The 21,335-nt window shown below is 24.9% G+C and carries 18 protein-coding genes, 1 pseudogene and 1 other annotated feature; of the genes and pseudogenes, 8 read left to right on the forward strand and 11 right to left on the reverse strand.

Translation table 4 applies throughout. The features are described from left to right. Window positions 1–5: 5 nt before the first annotated feature. Genes nadE through obgE form a run of 3 tightly spaced genes read right to left on the reverse strand, consistent with a single transcriptional unit; the run spans window position 6 to window position 3,158 of the window. Complete coding sequence (gene nadE, locus AACK83_RS07570) at window positions 6–752, reverse strand: NAD(+) synthase (RefSeq protein WP_338957464.1); 747 nt, start codon at window positions 750–752, stop codon at window positions 6–8. Between the two features lie 2 nt (window positions 753–754). Next, window positions 755–1,846 (reverse strand): DNA recombination protein RmuC, encoded by a 1,092-nt coding sequence (locus tag AACK83_RS07575; RefSeq protein WP_338957467.1) that lies wholly within the window; start codon window positions 1,844–1,846, stop codon window positions 755–757. Between the two features lie 25 nt (window positions 1,847–1,871). Beyond that, complete coding sequence (obgE, locus tag AACK83_RS07580) at window positions 1,872–3,158, reverse strand: GTPase ObgE (RefSeq protein ID WP_338957470.1); 1,287 nt, start codon at window positions 3,156–3,158, stop codon at window positions 1,872–1,874. A 578-nt stretch (window positions 3,159–3,736) separates the two neighbouring features. On the opposite strand from obgE, the gene AACK83_RS07585 reads away from it, so the two are divergent. Next, window positions 3,737–4,597, forward strand: a complete 861-nt coding sequence (locus tag AACK83_RS07585; RefSeq protein WP_338957472.1) for a hypothetical protein — start codon at window positions 3,737–3,739, stop codon at window positions 4,595–4,597. Between the two features lie 156 nt (window positions 4,598–4,753). Here AACK83_RS07585 and coaBC read toward each other — a convergent pair whose 3' ends face one another. The 4 genes and pseudogenes from coaBC to rplU all read right to left on the reverse strand — a co-directional run. Next, entirely contained in the window at window positions 4,754–5,926 is a 1,173-nt protein-coding gene (coaBC, locus tag AACK83_RS07590; protein WP_338957475.1) for a bifunctional phosphopantothenoylcysteine decarboxylase/phosphopantothenate--cysteine ligase CoaBC, read from the reverse strand. Between the two features lie 102 nt (window positions 5,927–6,028). Further along, window positions 6,029–6,316, reverse strand: a complete 288-nt coding sequence (gene rpmA, locus AACK83_RS07595) for a 50S ribosomal protein L27 (RefSeq protein ID WP_174481212.1) — start codon at window positions 6,314–6,316, stop codon at window positions 6,029–6,031. A gap of 2 nt (window positions 6,317–6,318) precedes the next feature. Then, the gene (locus tag AACK83_RS07600) at window positions 6,319–6,630 is read right to left on the reverse strand and encodes a ribosomal-processing cysteine protease Prp (protein ID WP_338957480.1); all 312 of its coding nucleotides are present in this window, start codon (window positions 6,628–6,630) and stop codon (window positions 6,319–6,321) included. Between the two features lie 334 nt (window positions 6,631–6,964). Continuing rightward, window positions 6,965–7,255 (reverse strand): annotated as a pseudogene (gene rplU, locus AACK83_RS10640) (50S ribosomal protein L21); the annotation flags it as partial. Window positions 7,256–7,266: 11 nt separating this feature from the next. Then, window positions 7,267–7,339: a sequence feature (ribosomal protein L21 leader region), on the reverse strand. Between the two features lie 293 nt (window positions 7,340–7,632). Between rplU and AACK83_RS07610 the strand changes: the two are divergent. Continuing rightward, complete coding sequence (locus AACK83_RS07610; RefSeq protein ID WP_338957485.1) at window positions 7,633–8,154, forward strand: hypothetical protein; 522 nt, start codon at window positions 7,633–7,635, stop codon at window positions 8,152–8,154. A gap of 138 nt (window positions 8,155–8,292) precedes the next feature. Then, on the forward strand, window positions 8,293–10,182 hold the full coding sequence (locus tag AACK83_RS07615) for a hypothetical protein (protein WP_338957487.1): 1,890 nt from the start codon (window positions 8,293–8,295) through the stop codon (window positions 10,180–10,182). A gap of 97 nt (window positions 10,183–10,279) precedes the next feature. Here AACK83_RS07615 and AACK83_RS07620 read toward each other — a convergent pair whose 3' ends face one another. From AACK83_RS07620 to AACK83_RS07630, 3 genes are all read right to left on the reverse strand, one after another. Continuing rightward, window positions 10,280–10,735 carry a DxFTY motif-containing membrane protein gene (locus AACK83_RS07620; RefSeq protein ID WP_338957489.1) on the reverse strand — a complete coding sequence of 152 codons (456 nt, stop codon included), beginning with the start codon at window positions 10,733–10,735 and terminating at the stop codon, window positions 10,280–10,282. 156 nt (window positions 10,736–10,891) lie between these two features. Then, window positions 10,892–11,458, reverse strand: a complete 567-nt coding sequence (locus tag AACK83_RS07625; protein ID WP_338957490.1) for a hypothetical protein — start codon at window positions 11,456–11,458, stop codon at window positions 10,892–10,894. Window positions 11,459–11,641: 183 nt separating this feature from the next. Then, window positions 11,642–13,210, reverse strand: coding sequence for a hypothetical protein (locus tag AACK83_RS07630; RefSeq protein ID WP_338957492.1), 1,569 nt, complete (start codon window positions 13,208–13,210; stop codon window positions 11,642–11,644). Between the two features lie 327 nt (window positions 13,211–13,537). Between AACK83_RS07630 and AACK83_RS07635 the strand changes: the two genes are divergently transcribed. The 5 genes from AACK83_RS07635 (at window position 13,538) to AACK83_RS07655 (ending at window position 20,422) form a co-directional block, all read left to right on the forward strand. Then, window positions 13,538–15,679 carry an ATP-dependent Clp protease ATP-binding subunit gene (locus tag AACK83_RS07635; RefSeq protein WP_252320599.1) on the forward strand — a complete coding sequence of 714 codons (2,142 nt, stop codon included), beginning with the start codon at window positions 13,538–13,540 and terminating at the stop codon, window positions 15,677–15,679. Window positions 15,680–15,762: 83 nt separating this feature from the next. Then, window positions 15,763–16,776, forward strand: coding sequence for a heat-inducible transcriptional repressor HrcA (gene hrcA / locus AACK83_RS07640; protein ID WP_252320996.1), 1,014 nt, complete (start codon window positions 15,763–15,765; stop codon window positions 16,774–16,776). Window positions 16,777–16,791: 15 nt separating this feature from the next. Next, window positions 16,792–17,436: a nucleotide exchange factor GrpE gene (locus AACK83_RS07645; protein WP_338957498.1), complete on the forward strand. Its 645-nt coding sequence runs from the start codon at window positions 16,792–16,794 to the stop codon at window positions 17,434–17,436. A 14-nt stretch (window positions 17,437–17,450) separates the two neighbouring features. Next, window positions 17,451–19,298 carry a molecular chaperone DnaK gene (gene dnaK / locus AACK83_RS07650; protein ID WP_174481222.1) on the forward strand — a complete coding sequence of 616 codons (1,848 nt, stop codon included), beginning with the start codon at window positions 17,451–17,453 and terminating at the stop codon, window positions 19,296–19,298. A gap of 20 nt (window positions 19,299–19,318) precedes the next feature. Further along, window positions 19,319–20,422 carry a DnaJ C-terminal domain-containing protein gene (locus AACK83_RS07655; protein ID WP_338957501.1) on the forward strand — a complete coding sequence of 368 codons (1,104 nt, stop codon included), beginning with the start codon at window positions 19,319–19,321 and terminating at the stop codon, window positions 20,420–20,422. Window positions 20,423–20,456: 34 nt separating this feature from the next. On the opposite strand, the gene AACK83_RS07660 is transcribed toward AACK83_RS07655, so the two are convergent. Further along, on the reverse strand, window positions 20,457–21,311 hold the full coding sequence (locus tag AACK83_RS07660) for a DUF1295 domain-containing protein (RefSeq protein ID WP_338957504.1): 855 nt from the start codon (window positions 21,309–21,311) through the stop codon (window positions 20,457–20,459). Window positions 21,312–21,335 lie beyond the last annotated feature (24 nt).

Here is a 21,335-nt window from a genome sequence, read left to right on the forward strand (position 1 = left end):
TTCCTTTATTTTTTTCTTGTTCATTTCGGAGCTTGCGGTACAGGTATTCTTTTGTGTGCACTATTCTGATGCATAAATTCAATTTTATTAATTACTGATGATGGTATTAATGATTTATTTCCTAGTAAATATTGATCTAATTGTTCATACTTAAATTGCATTTCCATTTCATCAGTTTGTCCATCTCATAAACCAGCAGTTGGCTTACGAATAATGATCTCTTCACTAACTTTTAATATCTTTGCTGCAGCAAAAACATCTTTTTTTAACAAATGAATAATTGGTAATAAATCAACACCACCATCACCATATTTAGTAAAATAACCAATGTGTCATTCATCACTATTATCTGTTCCTACAACTAAATAATTATGATTTTGTGCATATGCATAAAGAGTATTCATTCTTAATCTAGCTTTTAAATTGCCTAAAATTAATTTTGATTTTTCTATATTAATTTCAGTTTCTAATGTTTTTTTAAAACTTAAAAAAACATTATTTAAATTAACTACTTTGGCATTTAATTTATGAATATTAACTAAATTATTTGCATATTCTAAATCAATATCTGGTGAAAAACAAGGCATAATTAATGCTAAATGATCATTAGGAAAAGCTTTTTTAATCAATAATGCTACTACTGCTGAGTCAACACCACCACTTAAACCAACAATTAAACCTTTGGCATTTGCTTTTTTTACTTCACTTTGTAAAAATTTAATAATTTCATCTAAATATTGTTCTAAATTCATAATTATTCACTCTCTTTTATTTCTTCAGACATTTCAAAAATATTGTTATAATGTCCAGCAATTTTATTATGGGTTTTATCTAAAGTTTCAATGGCTTTATTAGTTGTATCAAAACCAGCCTTAACTTTTTCTCATCTATCAACCCAACGATCAAAATCATCTTTGAATAAACGTAATTTTTTTGCCATTTTTTCTAAATTTTTATTAAAATCAATGTCTTTACGATTTTTATCAACTGTAAATAAAACAGCAGATAAAGTAGTAGGAGAGGTAATTCAAACACGTTTCTTAAAAGCATATTCAACAATATCATCAGCAAATTGTGCGTAAATAAAAGCAAATATTTCTTCAGAAGGAATAAACATTACTGCGCTAGAAATCTTATTTTTAATATTAATATATTTTCCAACTTCATCAATTCGTTTACGAATATCATTACGAAAATCTTTTAAATAATTTTCTTTAACTTTAATATCTTCACTTACTAAATACCTTTGATAGTTATCAATTGAAAACTTTGAATCAATAGCAATTCCTTCTTTTTCAGAATCTGTTTTTACATAGGCATCAACAACTTTGCCATCAATTGTTTTATATTGTCGTTCTCATAATTTTTGATTTGAACCCAACATATTAGTCAAAATTTTTTCTAAAACAAATTCACCAACATTACCACGTTTTTTAGTATTAATAAAAACTTCTTGTAAACTTTGAATATTATCATTAATTTTTCCTAAAACAGTTGATGATTCTTGTAACTTTGCTAAATCTTTAATAACATCTACTACTTGTCTTTGAATGACATCAGCATTGTGTTTATAATCATCTTCTTTTTTATCTAAATTTTTTTGAAAATTATCAATATTACTCATTAAATTAATTAATTTTTCGGTTTTATCACGATCCGAACCATTTCATGATGTTTTAAAATCATTTAATTGTTCTTTTAAAGTTTCTACTTGCATTTTTAAAAAGTCTTGTGCAATTGGGTCACTAGTAACATTCTGACTTTTTTTAATTTGCATATAAATTATTAAGCCACCAATACTACTAATAATTAAAATAACTACCAATAAACTAATTACTATTTCCATTTCCTATTTTCCTTTGCCCTTTTTTTTATTCTTCTTCTCAAATCATATCATAATTAAAAATCTTAACATGATCACCTTTTTTTATTCCTTGCTTTCTTAATTCATCATAAATTCCTAAATCTTGTAATTTAATTTTAAATAATAAAATATTATGATAATTATTTAAAGGATTTTTTTGATATATTACTTCAACGGTTTTACCAGAAATAGTTCATTGATTATTTGCAAATTTAGTAATAATAACTTGTGGAACTTCTTCTTTATTAGTATATTCATAAAGAATATGTTCTTCATTATTTTCATTATTATTAACTTGATGCAGTTGTTCTTTTTCAACAGCTTTAGCAATATCTTTAATTAATATATCCAAACTAATATGTTTCATAGCAGAAATTGCAATTATTGGTAATTTAATTTGTTCTTTTAATTTCTCTAAATTAGTTTGTGCATCTGGTAAATCAATTTTATTTGCAACAATTAAATGCGGTTTTTTTGTCAAATCTTTATTATAACTTTCTAATTCACTCATAATTAATTGATAATTTAAAAAATGATCTTGAGTCTTATCACTAATATCAATCATATGTACTAAAACTTGACAACGTTCAATATGACGCAAAAACTGTAAACCTAGTCCTTTTCCTAAACTAGCTCCTGCTATTAATCCAGGCAAATCCGCCATAACAAAATTATTATTTTTATCAACTCTAACAACACCTAAATGTGGATTAAGAGTAGTAAAAGGATAATCAGCAACTGTTGGAGTTGAAGCAGAAATAGCTCCTAATAATGTTGATTTACCGGCGTTAGGCAACCCAACTAATCCGGCATTGGCCAATAATTTCAACTCACAAATTATTTCAAAATGTTGTCCAGGCATTCCTTTTTCACATATTTTAGGTACTCGATTTATTGCCGAAGCAAAACGAGCATTTCCTCGTCCACCAAGACCACCGGCAGCAATTATTATTTCTTGTTTATCTTTAATAATATCACCAAGAATATTTTGAGTTTTGTTATCTCTAATAATAGTACCTAATGGAACTTTTACATAAGTATTGGTTCCTTTACGTCCATGCATATTTTTGGGTGCACCATTTTTACCATCTTCAGCAGTTATCTCTTTATTTTTACGTAAGTCTAATAGAGTATTCATACCTGAATCACCAATAAAGATAATATTACCGCCTCTTCCTCCATCTCCACCAGATGGACCACCTTTGGCTACATAAAGTTCACGACGAAAAGCAACAACACCATCACCGCCTTTGCCGGCAGTAACTTTTAATTTTGTTACATCTATAAAACGCATTTCTTACTCCTTTTTTATATTAATAATAACTCTTATTATATAGTGTTAACATTTTTGTGTAAAATACTATTTTATTTTTCATATAATTTTAGTATACAGATATTATTGTTAAAAAAATAATAATTTACTATATCTAGTTAATATTTTTTGTAAACTATTTTTGCTTTATGAAAATTAAAAAAATGTTTTTTTAATGTTAAATATCATTTAAGTTATTTTCATATATGAAAAATTATATATTAAAATAAAACTTATAGGTGTTTTTATTAATTTGATTAAAATCAAATCAATAGTTTTTTTATTTAATTTTATCTTTGAAAAAATATATTGTATATTGATTTTTTCACATATAAACTTTATTTGAGATTTATTTAAAGTAATTTAAAAAAATAAAATTTATTACTGACTTATTAGTCAACTACTTTTATTTAAATTAAAACATTAATAATATTAGTTTAAATATATTTATTATTTTTTTAATTTATAAGAAAAAATAAATGAAAATTTAATTAAAAATATTTTAATAAATCTCAATTATTAAAAATAAATATTTATATTTAAAAAGGGGTACTTTAAAAATGATAAATGATAAAGATAAAAATATAGTAAAAAAATCTGATGTTGATAGTTGATGAGGTATTACCACTAGCAATAAATGTGATAAAAAAATTGAGAAATTAAATAAAAAATTACAAGAAACATGTAATAAATTAGACGAAATAAGCAATCTTTATACAAAATCAGTAAAAGAAAACAAAAATTTTGAATATAAAGTTAAAGAACTAAAAGAAATTCAAGATAAAAATACAAAATTAGAAACAAACTTAAAAGAAGCAACAGAAAGTATTGAACATTTACAAGAAATAATCCAAGATTACATGGATAATAAAGAAAAACTAGAAGAAGAACTAAAAGAAATTCAAGATAATAATATAAAACTGGAAACAAAATTAAAAGAAGTAGAAAATGATAAAGAAAAACTAGAAACAGAACTTAAAGATTATAAAAATAATAATGAAAATTTAGAAGAAGAATTAAGAAAATCTAGATATACTATAGCAAAACAAGCAGCAGAATTAAGAGAATCTAAAGGTATTAAAGAAAAATTAGAACAACAATTAAAAGAAGCAGAAAAAAATATTAGATATTTACAAAAAATAATACAAGAAAATACAGAAAGTAAAACACAATTAGAAAAAGAATTAAAAGATTATATAAATAAAAACCAAAAATTAGAAAAAGAACTAAAACAATCTCAATATGATAAAGAAAAATTAGAAAAACAATTAAAACATTCAAAAGAAAACATTGAAGAACTAAAAAAAATAATACAAGATTGTAAAAACACTGTAGAAAAACTAGAAAAAGAATTAAAAAATACTAAGGATATTAATAAAAAAATTAGAGACTTTGTACTTGAATGTGTACCTTTAAATTAAAAAAACACTTAAATATATAACCTTTTCTTATATATTTATTGATACAAATTAATTACATATTCAAATTTTATTATAAAGTTAGCTATATAAATATTTTTTTAAAATAATCTATTGTTAGGAAAAAATATTAAAGCAATAAATTCTATTTTTATTATATTAATAATTTAAAATATTCTTACTTATAATATCAACTATCTGCTTAGCAACTTCCACTTTTGAACCAATTAAATTATAATTATTATTTTTAAAATAAAAATTAATTTCTGTTTCATTTTTACCCATAACACTAATATTATTAATACAAATACCATCACAATTTTTAATTTTCATTTTTTCGATACCAAGATTTTTATCATTAAATTCTTGAGCAGCAAAACCAATTAAAACTTGTTTTGTTTTCTGCTTACCTAAAAATGCCAATACATCAATATTAGCAATCAGTGATAAAGATAAATTTTCGTTTTTATTTTTAATTATTTTATTAGGAATATATTTACTTACTTTATAATCATTTAAAGCAGCAGCACATATTACAATATCAGCATTATCAAAGTTTTCTTTCATTGCTAAGAACATTTTTTCATTAGTATTTGCTTCAATAATAGTTAGGTTTTTTTGCGATTTAATTTCAAAATCACAATCACCTGCAACTAATACTACTTTAGCGTTAGTTTTAAGAAAAGCATCTACTAATGCTTTACCCATTTTTCCTGAAGAATTATTAGTAATATAACGAATTGGATCAATATAAGTTCTAGTACGACCAATATTAATTAAAATTTTTTTATTAGATAAATCAATACTTTTTTTAAAAAAATCTTTAATTATTGTTAATGCATTATCTGGACTTTTAACCCGTCCATCACCAATCATCTTACAGGCTAACATTCCTGAATCTGGAGGAATAATAGTAATATTTTCAAAATTAGATAATTCTAATAAATTTTTTTGAAAACTTTGATTGTGATACATATTATGATTCATTGCTGGAAATAATATCTTTTCTGCTTTGGAAGCTAAAAATACTGATAATGCTAAACTATCAGCAATTGCTAAATTTGCTTTACTAATAAAACTCATAGTAGCAGGATAAACAACAATTAAATTTGTTTTAATTGCTAAATTAGTGTGAGTAATTAAATCTCCTTTAACATATGATTCTTGTTCAAACATTTCAGAATAATAAGAAAATGTTTTATCTTCTAGAAAATGTAAAGAACTTTTAGTACAAATAATATCAACTAAAAATTCTTTTTTTAATTGTTTTAATAAAATTAAGGCTTTGTTTGCTGCAATACTACCAGTAATTATTAAAGTAATATGTTTCATTATTTTCTCCTATCATATCATTAAACATAAAATAAACAAACAAAACCTATCTTCAAAATATGATAGCATTGAAAATAGGTTTTTATTATTAAAAATTTATTTTTACTTTTTATCAAGTATAACTGAAACTCGTGTTTTATTTTTTTTAAAAATAGTATACTTAACAATTCCTGATTTTAAAGCAAATAAGGTATCATCACCACCACGTCCTACATTTTCACCAGGGTGAATTTTAGTTCCACGTTGACGATAAATAATTGTTCCCTCTTTTAAACTTTGTCCATCACCAATTTTAGCACCTAAACGTTTAGAATGTGAATCACGACCATTACGAGTTGAACCCACTCCTTTTTTTGAAGCAAATAATTGTAAATTTAATTTATAAAACATAATTACACCTCCTTTATGTTAATATATTTTGGATATTGTTCTTTAATAGTTTTTAATTGTCAAAGCATTGTTTTTAAAATGATTTGACTATTATTAGTGAAACTAGCAACTTTAAGTTTAACTAATCCAGCAGTATTATTAATTACTTGAACTTGATTATTATCAAGTTCATGAAGTGCATTTAATGTACCAATAACAATGGCTGAAATCCCTGCACAAACAATATCATTTCCAATTTTTCAAAAATTAGCATGACCAGTAATTATAACTTCTACAATGTTACTATTTTGGTAATTATAAGTAACTTTAACCATAATTTGATATTACCTTAAATTATTTTTTATTATTTTCATCATCTTCTTTAACAACTTTAACAGTCATATTTTTATGATCAAAAATAGTTTTTAAATTACCTTCACTAACAACAGTTTTAGTGTTATCTGGTTCTGTAATATTATCCTTAACAACTGATTTAGTTTTAACAACTTTTTCTTTTGTAAGTTCTTTTTTTACTTTACTAACTACTGATTTTGGCTCTTTAATAATAGGAGTTACTACTTCAGAAATTACTTCTTTTTTTACTTCATCTTTAATTACTGGTTTTGATTGTTCTGCCTTCTTATCAACAAGACTTTTACCAGCAAGTAAAATATCAGTAATTAATACCTTTGTATATGGCTGACGGTGTCCATACATTGTTTTTGAATTTTTCTTAGGTTTATATTTAAACACTCGAATCTTTTTTGATTTATCTTGTTTAATAATCTCACCATGAACTTCAGCACCTTTTAGGAAAGGTTTACCGAATTGTTGATCAATCATCAATATTTTGTCAAAAATAATTTTATCTTTAGCTTTGCCAACAAGTTTTTCAACAAAAATTTCTTGACCATAGGAAACATTAATTTGTTTTCCTCCTGTTTGAATAACTACAAACATTTTTCTTATTACCTCCAGTTTAGACTCGCCTTATAGGTGGAATAAATCACTTGTTAACCTAAAGTAGAGCGGTTGAAACTGCATAAACAGTCTTAAATATTATAAAGTATTTTTTATTAAAAGCAATACAAAATTTAGAATTATACACATAATTTAAATATAAAAATTACTAAAAAAAGAAAATAAAAAATATATCTTTAATATTTAATAATTAATGTAACTATAATTAATCTACACTGAATTATGTAATTAATATTTTTTTATAATTATTATTAAAATTATGATATTATTTTTCTAAACTTAATATAAGTTTTTAACTCATTACTTGTTAAAAAGTAAATGAGTTTTTTTGTTTTTAGAAAGGAAGATTAAAAGAAATGGCTAAAGATAAAAATATCGTTAATGAAACAATTGATTATTTACCAATGATTTTTGGTGGATTGGGTGCTGGATTAGGAGCAATTGATGGTCTTTCATGAACAAATCCACTACCTGTTACCGACATTGCGATTGGTGCTGTAGCCGGAGGAATAGCGGGTTATCAAATTAAAAAATCCATAAAACATAAAGATAAAAATAAAACTAAAGTTGGAACATCATTAATTTGTGGTGCTGGTGCTGGTGTATTAAATGCAATATTAAATCCAGAAGCATCATTAATGAATACATTAGAAGCAACTGCTGGTGGTATTGTAATTGCTAAAGGTGGCAAATATATTGTTGATAAAGGTAGTAATTATGTAAAATCTAGACCAGAATATCAAATATTGAAACAAGGATATAAAATCAAGAAAAAAGTAAATAAAATTCAAGATTTTTCTTCAATAAAAAAAGAAGCAAATTCACTAAATTCACAAAAAAAATCTTCAACAAATCAATATAAATTAAAACTAATGTAAACTGATCAATAGTAAATTAAAACATTAAAACATTATTTAGGAATGAAAATATAATTGATATTCAATTTAACTCATTCCTTTTTAAGTGTTGAAATTCAAATATAAAAGAAATATAATAACACTTTGGAGTGATGAAAGATGAAAAGAAAATTAAGTTACAAAAAAATGCTAGCAACAGTTGGTGTATTAACTGTTGTATTACCAATGTCTTTAAGTATTGCATCATGTGCAATAAAAGAAAAACAAAAAAATAATGATCAAAAAATAGTAAATGCAATTAATCAAACTAATTATTCACTTGATAATATTATAATTAATAGTACTATAGATGAATTAAAAACAAACATTAGTTCAGAATTTATTAAAAATTCATTAGATGAAATTAATCAAAAAAATTTTAATAATGATTTATTTTCATTAAATAAAATTATAAATGAAAAAAATGAAGACATTAATAATAATGATTTTAAAAAAATAGGACTTATTAATGCAAAAATTAATTATAATTATGGAAAAATTAAAAATCAATTTGTTGATTTAAAAATCAGTGTAAAATATTCAGATAAACAAATTGTTGATGCTATTAGTGAAACTACATATACAGTTAATATAACAATGAAAGATAGCTTAGAATCTATCAATAAAAAAATTAATAAATCTGAATTTATTAAAAATGAAATAAAAAATAATGATATTAAAAATGCTTTTAAATTCGAAGATTTTAAATTTAATAAAATTATTAATAATGGAGAAGATTTAAAACAAGAAGATTTAGATAAATGAGGTATAATTAATGCTAAGATCATTTTTAATTATGGAGAAATTAAAAATAAAGAAACTTTATTAATAATTAATATTAATGCTTCTTCTGAAAAAATTGTTGATGCTATTAATGAAACAAAATATACAAAAAAAGTTAATTTTCAAAGTTCAGTAATGGAATTAAATGATTCAATTAATGAATTTATTAAAAATTCATTAATTTCTGAAATTAAAAATTCTTTTAAAAATAATTTATTTTCATTAAACAAAATTACTAATAATAAAGAAATTGATTTAAAAGATGAAGACTTCATAGTTAGTGGTTCTATTGATGCAAAAATTAATTATAATTATGATTCATTTAAAAATTTAACTACTAATCTAACAATTATCATAGGTGAAGGTCAAATTTCTAATAAATATAAATTAAATGATGGAAAAATAAATAAATTTCTTCAAATCTCAGATAGTATAATATTTGCTGCAACAGAGAACGGAAATATTTGAGAGATTGATTTTACTAATAATACAAAAATCAATAAATATCAATTAAATGAAGAACGTATAAATAGTTTAATTAAAGCATCAAATGGTAAAGTATATGTTGGTACAATAACAAATACAATTTGAGAAATTGATTTAGAAACTGAAACTGCAGAAAAGAAATTCATTGGATTTGGTGATAAGTATGATTCTAAAACTTTAATTGAAGGTTCAAAAGATAAGTTATATGTTGGTACTGGTATTGGTAATGTTTATGAATTAGATATTAATACTGGTAATACTAAAAAATATCGTTTTGACGATTGAGGTGATGTAAATGCCCTAGTTAAAATTACAGAAAATAAAACATACGCTGGCACTAGTGAAGGAAAATTATGAGAAATTGATTTAGAAACTAAAACCCATAAATTAAAATATGATTTTAAAAATAAAAGTAATATTATTTTTGATATTAAAGCACTATCTGATACTGAATTAATATTAGCAACAGAAGACAAAATTTATCAGTATGATTTAATCAAAAATGAAATAACAGAAAAAATTAATTTGAAAGATGGTAAAATTTTTTCTTTATCAATAGAAGATTTAAATAACAAAATATATGCTACCACTGATAATAATAATGTTTATGAACATGATTCAAGCTTTAGTCAAGTAAAAAACAAATATGAATTAAATGCTTCAGTATATTCATCATTAATAGTTGATAAAAAACTATTTGCTGGAACAATTACAAATGTATGAGAATTAGATATTGAATAATTTTTATACAGTAAATAAAAAACATATATTTAAAAAGGTGTGTAACATATATTACGCGCCTTTTTTTCGTTTTATTTTTTTAGATTTATATCACTTATTATAACTTAATATATGATTTTTTTTGTTTTTTTCTTAATACTAATAATAAAATAATACTCGTTAAAAAAATACCAATAACAGCACCAGCGATTGAAATAATAAAACGTATTAAAATTTGTTGAGGAGTTAAAAAGTATCCTGACAAATAAAATAATGATAAAACAAAAGCAAATGGAATACTATATGTAAATTGATCTAATTGATGTAATTTTAACTTATATGTAATAAAGGTTATAATAAAAGTAAATATGATTAAACTTAAACTAGAAAGTACCATTATTCAAAAAGGTAATTTAAAAGTAAAAGTAAAATCAGTACTAGTAGTAAAAAAAAGAATAATTCCTGGAATTAATACTTGTATTATTAAATAGCCAACACTTATCAAAAACTTAGTTCTTGGAAATGTATTTTCACTATTATTTTCAAAATTAACTTCTTGGTTTTTATTTTCCATACTTATCCTCTTCTATAATATAATTCTTTACAATTTTAACATGCTTTTATCAATAATTAAATAAGATTTATATTTATTAAATAACACTTATTTTAATACAAAAATTTAAAATAAAAATAGTTTTCCACAATTTAATGAAATTAAAAATTACCTATCCTATAAATTAATTGATTTTTTTGATTTAGTTTTTGTTTTATTTTGTAAATCTGTATTAGAATTTATTGCGTGTTTTTGTGCTTCTTCTAAATCTTGTTTTTGTACTTTTTTCTTTTCATCAAATTTTTTTGCTGCTACTTTTCCTTTTATAATAGCTACATGACTACCTTTAACAACTGCATAAGTAACACCACCAGCAACAGCAGCTCCTGCAACAATAATGCCGGCAGGTGGAGATACAAAAAAAGTTGTAACCAAAACACCACCAGCACCAATAATAGTACCTCTAACAGCACCTTCAGGAATCCCTTCATAAGCCCCCTTAACAAGTCCTTTAGTAGACGCACAAATAATTTTTAATGTTTTTGCTGTTGTTGAATGCTTTGTTTTAATTTTTTTTCAGTATTTGTATTTTTTCTTAGTCATTTCTGGATGATAATTACTATCAACTAATATAAAATTAGTTTCATCTTTTTGTCTTTCATCTAAATCTGCAATTGCCTTTTCTACTTCTAATCAAGTCGTTATTAACTTCTCCTTTTTTAAAAAAAAATAAAAAAAACTCATTTACTTTTGAATAAGTAATGAGTTTAAAACTTATATTAATTTTTAAAAAAATAATATCATATTTTCTATATTTAGTATAGAAAATTTAATTATTTTTATCAATATTACATAAATTTTTATACTATCTATATGTTTAAAATTTAGTAAACTATATCTATAATGACTAGACTTACCCCAAACTGCTTACTTTTTAATTTTCTTTCTTCTTAATATTGCTATAACTACTGGAATAGCAATAATAACTAATAAAAAAGTACTACCAATAATTATAATATTTCAATTATTAATTAAAGTTGTCGTTTTTAGTTTTATTTCTGGTAAGGCAAAAGGGTTATTTTTATTTTTTTCATCATGTTTAACATTAGCATATAAATGAGTAATTAAATCGTGCTCATAAAACAATAATCAATAACGTAATTGACCTGGATTTAGTACATCAATTGCACAATCTATATTAGTGGTTTCTTGTAAATACTGATTAAAATCAATACCAGATTGACTATTAGCAAAATTAGTAAAACCAGAAAACTTAGTTGATAAAGGATTAATATTATAAATATTTAAATATTGTCTTGAAGAACTATCAACTTTATCATTTACTATTCTTTGTAATAAATAAATAGTATGATCTTCAGATTGATATGTTTTTAATGGTTGATTTGAAATAGGTGTTACCTTTTCTTCTTGTGGAACAAGATTATCATCAACACGCTGATATATTCATTTATCTTCACTAACATTAGCAGTAATAACAGCTTCTGATTTAATTTGACTAAAAGCAATCATTTGTAAATTACTATTTTTTTCATCATTAATAAAATATTGATGAATTAATGAAGAATTAACTTCTTTTTCATTAATAACTTGAATGTCTGGCATAGAACTATTAATAGTAAGTGTTTCTTGTCTTAAAACAGTACTACCATCACTATCGTTTCATTTAACATTATATATAGTGGGCTTATTTTTACTATAATCTTGGTTTAAAATAGCATAGTCAAAAGTTTTATTACTATTAGTTTTAACATTTTTTTTCATTTCTCTGTTTTCATTATTAATAGAAATTTCTAATCCTGATTTTTTAAAAGGAGGATGCACATAAAAAACAAATATTTCATTACTAAAACTATCCTTAGTATTTGCAAATGGTCCAATTGGAAATATTTTAGCACGCGTTTCAAAATTAGATTTTTGAAAATTAGTACTTGGTTGTAAATTATATGGAACTTCCATTAAAGTATTAATGTCACTTGCTTCATATATTGTTGCAAAAAGTCCTGCATCAATACTTTCTTTAATTGTTTGATGATATTGTAAAATTAAATTATTACTTTTTTCATTAAAAGTATGACCAAAAGCACCCGCAGTAAGAAAACCTTGTGCATTTTTAAAATAACTACTATTATCATTAATAATACTTTTTAATTGACTATAACCTTGATCATTAATAATATCATTGGTTTCAATATTACTATGTGTTCAATCATTATTAATAATTTGATCATAACTATCAAAATTAACATTTAATGGTGTACTTTTAACATTATTATATAAATATTGTGAATCATTATTTCAAGATTTAATACTATTAACTAAGTTACGATTTGATGACTTAACAGTAATATGAAAGCCGCTAACTTTACTATTACTAGTTTGATGATTTTTATTATTAAAACTAATACTTAATACTGAGGTTACTAATAAACTGCTAGCACTAAGTAATAAAATTAATTTTTGTTTAAATTGTTTCATAATATTTCCTTATAAATTTAATATTTAAAAGTTATTAAATTACTATTATTTATTTTTATCTAGCAATTATGTAATTAGTATATCAATTCTTTTAAAAATATGATATATATTATTTACACGAGAAATATATATTTAAGATCTAAAATACCTACAAGATCTATCACAAATATTAATATTATATTAAGTTTCTTTAATTGAAAATACTTATCCCTAATTCAATTAAATATAAAATTAGCAGTTACTACTTGAAACTGCTAATTTTATTTGTTAGTATATTAATATGATTAGCAATCAAGTAATTATAGTGCTAAAAAGAGGAGTGACATTATGCAATTAAATGAAATCCCTAACTATAGTAATGATCCTAAAATTCTTGATAAATTTGCTCGTAATCTAATTGTACAAGCTAAAACAGGAAAAATGGATCCTATTATTGGACGTGATGAAGATATTCGTAAAGTAGAAGAAATACTCTCACGAAAAACTAAAAACAACCCCGTCTTAATCGGTTTACCTGGTATTGGTAAGACTGCTATTATTGAAGGTTTAGCCCAACGTATTGTTCGTGGTGATGTTCCTAGTAACTTAAAAGATAAAATTATTTATGAACTAGATATGGGAGCACTAATTGCTGGCGCTAAATTCCAAGGTGAGTTTGAAGAACGATTAAAAGCGGTTATTAACCAAATTAAAAATTCTAATGGAAAAATTATTTTATTTATTGATGAACTACATTTAATTGTTGGTGCTGGTAGAACACAAGGTTCAATGGATGCTTCTAATTTACTAAAACCAATGTTAGCACGTGGTGAACTACGTTGTATTGGTGCCACAACACTTGACGAATATCGTCAATACATTGAAAAAGATGCAGCCCTTGAACGAAGATTTCGTAAGATGATTATTAAAGAACCAACAACAGAAGATACAACTGCTATCTTACGTGGTTTAAAAGAACGTTTTGAAGCTTATCATGGTGTAAAAATTCATGATAGTGCATTAAGAGAAGCTGTGTATCTATCTAATAAATATATTAATGATCGTTACTTACCTGATAAAGCAATTGACTTAATTGATGAAGCTTGTGCTAGTATTAAAACTGAAATTGCTTCGGTTCCTAGTGATTTAGATGATATAAGAAGAAAAGTCTTACAATTAAAAATTGAACAAGCAGCCTTAAGCAAAGAAAAAGATGAAAACTCGCAAACAAGACTAATTGAAGTCGATAAACAATTAAAAACTAAAAAAAATACTTTACAACAATTAGAAGATAAATGAATCAAAGAAAAGTCAGCATTAGACCATATTACTAGTTTAAAAAATAAATTAGAAAATGCTAAATCAGAATTAGAATTGTATCAATTATCAGGTAATTTTACAAAAGCTGGTGAACTACAATATAGTATTATTCCCAACTTAGAAAAAGAACTTAAAGATAGTGAAAATATAAAAAAAGATAATCCTTTACTACGCGAAGATGTTACTAGTGAAGATATTGCAAAAGTTGTTGCAAAATGAACTGGCATTCCTGTTACTCGTTTATTAGCAACTGAAAAAGAAAAATTATTAAAATTACCCTTAACTTTAAATACGAGAATTAAAGGTCAAAGTAATGCCCTACAGTTGGTAAGCGATGCTTTAATTAGAGCTCGTGCTGGCATTAAAGATCCCAATCGCCCAATTGGTTCATTTATTTTCTTGGGTCCAACCGGTGTTGGAAAAACTGAAGTTGCTAGAACCTTAGCTGATATTTTATTTGATAGCGAAAAAAATATGGTTCGTATTGATATGTCAGAATTTATGGAAAAACACGCAGTTAGCAAATTACTAGGTTCACCTCCTGGCTATGTTGGTTATGAAAACGGTGGACAATTAACCGAAAAAGTAAGAAGAAATCCTTATAGTATCATTCTTTTTGATGAAATCGAAAAAGCCCATCCTGAAGTATTAAATATTTTATTACAAATTCTTGATGAAGGTAGAATTACAGACAGTCATGGTCTCTTAATTGACTTTAAAAACACAATAATTATTATGACTTCAAATCTTGGTTCACAAGAACTATTAAGTGGTAAAGATAACAGCAAAGAGCAAGCATTAAATATCTTAAAAAAATCATTTCGACCAGAATTTATTAATCGAATTGATGAAATTGTTATCTTCAATCCATTAAGTAAAAAAGTAATAACAGAAATTATTATTAAAGAATTAGATACTTTATTATTGCGATTAAGACAAGAAAAAAATTTACAATTATCTTATGAATCAGAAGTAGTTAATAAAATACTAAAAGATGCTTATGATGAAGAATATGGCGCACGACCGATTAAACGCTATATTCAACACTATATTGAAACTATTATCGCACAAGCTATTATTAAAGAAGAACTAATACCCCACAAACGAATGGTAATTACTATCAATAAAGACAATATGTTTATTCTCAGTAAAAAAATAAAATTCAATTAAGTCTTGATATTATTACACTCTCAGTTATAATTATATAAGTATTGGCATTCAATGTTAATGAATGCTAAAAAAGGTGGTGAACAATGTTAAGTAACAGACAATCACAAATTTTAAAAATCATTGTTGAAAAATATATTAAAACAGGATTACCAATTGGTAGCAAAACTATTTTAGAAAATAATAACAATATTAATTTTTCTAGTGCTACTATTCGTAATGAATGTGTTGAATTAGAAACATTAGGATTATTAGAAAAAGCACATAGCTCTAGTGGTCGTATTCCTTCAACAAAAGGTTATCGCTATTATGTTGATAATTTAATGAATATGGGTGAACATCAAGAACTAGAAATCTTGAAGAAAAAAATAGCAGAAGTATTTAATAACCGTAACTTAGTAATTACCGAAGTATTAAATAAAACTAGTAGTATTTTAAGTGAAATGACTAATTTGATTAGTATTGTTACTGGTCCTAATATTAATGAAGATACTTTAAAAAAAATTGAATTAATACCGATTAGTAATGATAATGCTTTAACAATTTGTATTACTAGTAATGGTCATGTTCAAAACAAAATGTTTAATATTCAAGAAACATCATTAACCGATTTATCAATTGCCATTGATATTTTTAACACCAGATTAATTGGTACTAAAATTAGTGAAATTAGTGAGAAAGTAAATTTATTAAAACCAATCCTTGAACAACAAGTACAAAAATCAGAATATATTATTCAAGGATTTGTTAACACTTTAATTAATTTCTCACGACCACTATCAACAACACACGGTGTTCAATATATGTTAGAAAATCCTGAATTTAATGATATTAATAAGGTTAAAACAATTATTAAATTCATTGAATCACAATCACCATGAATGTATTTTGATGAATTAAATAATAATCAACTACAAATTAAAATTGGTGAAGAACTGGGTAATGAAAATAACGATATGGCAATGATTACTACTACTTTTAAAGTTCATGATGGTGAACAAGGACAAATTGCAATTGTTGGACCTAAACGTTTAGAATATGAAAAACTAACTGAAATTCTAAATTGGATTAATCAAACATTGATTAAAAACTTTAAATAGAAATGAGATGATAAAATGACAAAAGCTAAAAAAGATAACATTGATAAAGTATCAGCAACAGAAACTAAAGATACAACTATTTCAACTCCTGTTACTGAAACACCAGTAAGTGTCGAAGAAGAAAAAATATCATTAAATAAAGAAATCGAATTAGAAACAAAAATTAAAGAATTAACAACAGAACTTAATAAAATTAATTCACAACAAAAGCAATTAATGCTAGCTACTAGATTAAATACCATTAAAGAATTAGAAATTCAAAATAAAGAACACATTAAATATGCTAACCAAAAAATTATTAAAGATTTAGTTCATACTTTATTAAATTTCCAACGAGCACTAAACTTTAAAACTGATAATGCAGCTGTTCAAAATTTCCTAGTTGGTTTTAAATTTATCTATGAAGAATTAATTAAAGCACTTGGTAAAGAAGGTTTAAAAGAAATTACTGCTAAAGTTGGAGATCAATTTAATTCTCACCAACATGAGGCAGTAGAAATTATTAATGATAATACAAACAATGCTTATCAAAATGTAAAAAATAATACTATTGTTGAAGTTATAGCTAATGGTTATGAATTGCATAATCGTGTCATTAGCACTACTAAAGTTAAAGTTTTTCAAACTAAAGAAGAAAAAACAGAAACAAAGAAAAATTAAGGAGTGAAAATATTATGTCTACAAATAAAACAACAAATAAAGAAATCATTTTAGGAATCGATCTAGGAACAACTAATTCATGTGTTGCCGTAATGGAAGGTGATAAGCCAAAAGTTATTGAAAATGCCGAAGGTGGAAGAACAACACCATCAGTTGTTGCTTACAAAGATGGTCAAATTATGGTTGGTGAAGTTGCTAAACGTCAAGCTATTACTGATCCAGATAATACTGTTAGTTCAATTAAAAGAATTATGGGAACTAAAGAAACAGTTAAAGCCGCTACTAAAACACGTAAACCAGAAGAAGTATCTGCAGAAATTTTACGCACTATTAAAACTTTTGCTGAATCAAAATTAGGTAAAAAAATATCAAAAGCAGTTATTACTGTTCCTGCTTACTTTAACAATGAACAACGTGAAGCTACTAAAAATGCAGGAATTATTGCAGGATTAAAAGTAGAAAGAATTATTAACGAACCAACTGCTGCTGCCATCGCTTATGGTTTAGACAAACAAGATAAAGATCACAAAATTTTAGTATTTGACTTAGGTGGTGGAACATTTGACGTTTCAGTTCTAGAATTAGCAGGTGGAACATTTGAAGTATTATCAACTAGTGGTGATAACAAACTTGGTGGTGACGACTTTGATGCCTTAATTGTTCAACATTTAGTTAGTGAATTCAAAAAAAGTAATGGTGTTGACTTATCAAAAGATAAAATGGCAATGCAACGTTTAAAAGATGCTGCTGAAAAAGCAAAAAAAGACTTATCAGGAGTAGTACAAGCTGATATTTCATTACCATTTATTTCAATGAATGCCTCAGGTCCATTACATTTAAATGAAAAATTAACACGTGCCAAATTTAATGAACTAACAAAATCACTAGTTGAAAGAACTATTGCTCCTGTTCGTGATGCCTTAAAAGAAGCTAAATTAAGCAAAAATGAAATTGATGAAGTTATTTTAGTTGGTGGTTCAACAAGAATCCCAGCTGTGCAAGAAGTTATTAAAAACGAAATTGGTAAAGAACCACATCGTGGTGTTAACCCTGATGAAGTAGTAGCTTTAGGTGCTGCTATTCAAGGAGGAGTATTATCGGGTGATGTTACTGACGTTTTACTATTAGATGTAACTCCTTTATCATTAGGTATTGAAACTTTAGGAGGAGTAATGACGCCATTAATCTCTCGTAATACTACTGTTCCTACTAAAAAGTCACAAGTTTTTTCAACTGCTGAAGATAATCAACCCGCTGTTGATATTAGTGTTTTACAAGGAGAACGTCCACTAGCCAAAGATAATCATTCACTGGGTCGTTTCCAATTAAGTGGTATCGAACCAGCACCAAGAGGTGTTCCACAAATTGAAGTTACTTTTGATATCGATGTTAATGGTATTGTATCTGTTAGTGCTAAAGATCTAAAAACTAATAAAGAACAAAAAATTACTATTAGCAATAGTGGTACTTTAAGTAAAGACGAAATTGAAAAAATGGTACAAGATGCTGAAAAGAATCGTGAAAACGATGAAAAACATAAAGAAGAAATTGAATTATCTAATCAAGCACAAGCCTATATTTATGATATTGATAAAATGACTGCTGAAGTTACTAAATCAGCAAAAGAAGGCGAAGCAGAAAATCCACAAATTGCTGAAATGAAAAAACTACGTGATGACTTACAAAAATCACTAGATGAAAAAAAATATGATGATTTAAAAGAAAAACTAGAACAATTAAAACAAGCATTTGCTGCTGCACAACAATTTATGAACCAACAAAAACAAGAACCAACAGATCATATTAAAAAAGATGATAATAAAAGTGATGATGTTATTGATGTTGACGCAACAACTAAATAAAATAATTAGAGGTGGACAAAATGGCAAGTAAAAAACGTGATTATTATGAAATTCTAGGAGTTTCACGTAATGCTACTCCAGATGAAATTAAGAAAGCGTTTCGTACTCTTGCAAAAAAATATCATCCCGATTCACCAAGTGGTGGTGATGAAGCTCGATTTAAAGAAATAAGTGAATCTTATCAAGTTTTATCTGATACTAATGAAAGAGCAAAATATGATCAATTTGGTCATGATATGCCCGGAGTTGGTAGTTCTTCTGGTTTCGGTGACTTTAGTTCGGCATTTGGTGACTTATTTGGTGACTTATTTGGTGCTAATAGAAGACAACAACAACGCTATAATGGTAAAACACCAGGTGATAATATCCTAACAAAAGTTGAAATTAGTTATCGTGATGTATTCTTTGGCAAAAAAATGACCATTAGTATTAACATTGATGTTGCTTGTAAGGATTGTAAAGAAACTGGTGCTAGAACTCCTAATGATATTAGTACATGTGATAAATGTAAAGGTAAAGGAGTTCTTGAATATGTTCAACAATCACCATTAGGTATGTTTAGACATCAAGGTGTTTGCAACCAATGTCAAGGACTTGGTAAAATTATTCGTCAAAAATGTTTAAAATGCAAAGGACATCGCTATTATATTGAAAATCAAAAATTAGAATTTGATATTCCTCGCAGTATTTTTGATGGTCAACAAATTAGAATTAAAGGTAAAGGTAAAATTGGTCATAATGGTGGTACTCAAGGCGATTTATTTGTTGGTATTAATATTAAGCGACACGCTTTCTTAGATCGTCAAGGTAGTGATATGTATATTAAATTACCAGTATCTTACTTAGATATTATTTTGGGAAATATTATTATGATTCCTACCTTTGAAGGAATAATTAAACATAAATTACCATTAGGACTACAATACGGTGACAAAATTACTTTAAAAAATCAGGGATTCTATTACCCTAATAGTAGTAAACGTGGTGACTTACATGTTATTCTTGATATACAAATGCCTAATAAAGTTACTAAAACAGAGCAAGAAAAATTATGAAATATTAATAACGAAACTAAATTTGATCCAAATGAAGATTTTGTTAATAGTGCAATAAAAAGAATTTAATAAATTAATATATAAAAAATAAGAACATATGTTCTTATTTTTTATATATTAATTTTTTCACTTTATTAATTGGAACTTTTTTACCGATATAACACATTACACAACTAGTTTCATTTAAATATTTGTAATAATCTTCATTAGAGTGAAACCTTTGTCATTGTTTTACTTCTCATATTGGTATGTCGGTAATATTAATTACTACAACATTAAAATACAACGGACTTAATAATCATAATAAATGAAATAAATAATTTATATCACTATTAATATTTTTAAATAATAAATCACAAATAAACAATGCTGTCATCATATATCAAAACCCAATTTCTGCTAAATAATTAGGGTGACGACAATCTTTTCATAAACCATAATTAATAAAAAATAAATCATGTTTTTTCTTTAAGGAAAATCTAAACTTTTGTCAATCTGCAATTGTCTCAATAACTAAAAATAAAATAGCAAGCATAATAAAAATAAGTAAGTAATTATTAAATGTACTATTAAAATAAACAATATCAAGACTTAATGCAAAAACCGTAGGAATACTAATCATAAAAACTGAAATTCCTTGTAAAATTGAAAAAATACTAAATTTTCAAAAATTAATAATAATTTTATCAAAACGATATTCAACCTTATGTTTAATAATTTTTAATAATAAAAAACTACCTAATCTTAGAGCTCAAATATTATAAAGAACAAACAACGAAATTTGGACAGGACTAAAATTTTGCTTTCACGCAACGATGATCACACTTAAACAAATAAAACTTAAACAATAAATAATATCAGTTAAAATAGCAGTTTTAAAAATAAAAGCTATCATAAAGAAAATAAAATTAATAGTTAATGATATTAAAAATATTCAAAGTATAATATAAAAATCCATAATAAATACCCCTCTAAATTATAT

The sequence above is a fragment of the Spiroplasma endosymbiont of Tiphia femorata genome, assembly GCF_964020225.1.
Lineage (GTDB): Bacteria > Bacillota_I > Bacilli_A > Mycoplasmatales > VBWQ01 > Spiroplasma_E.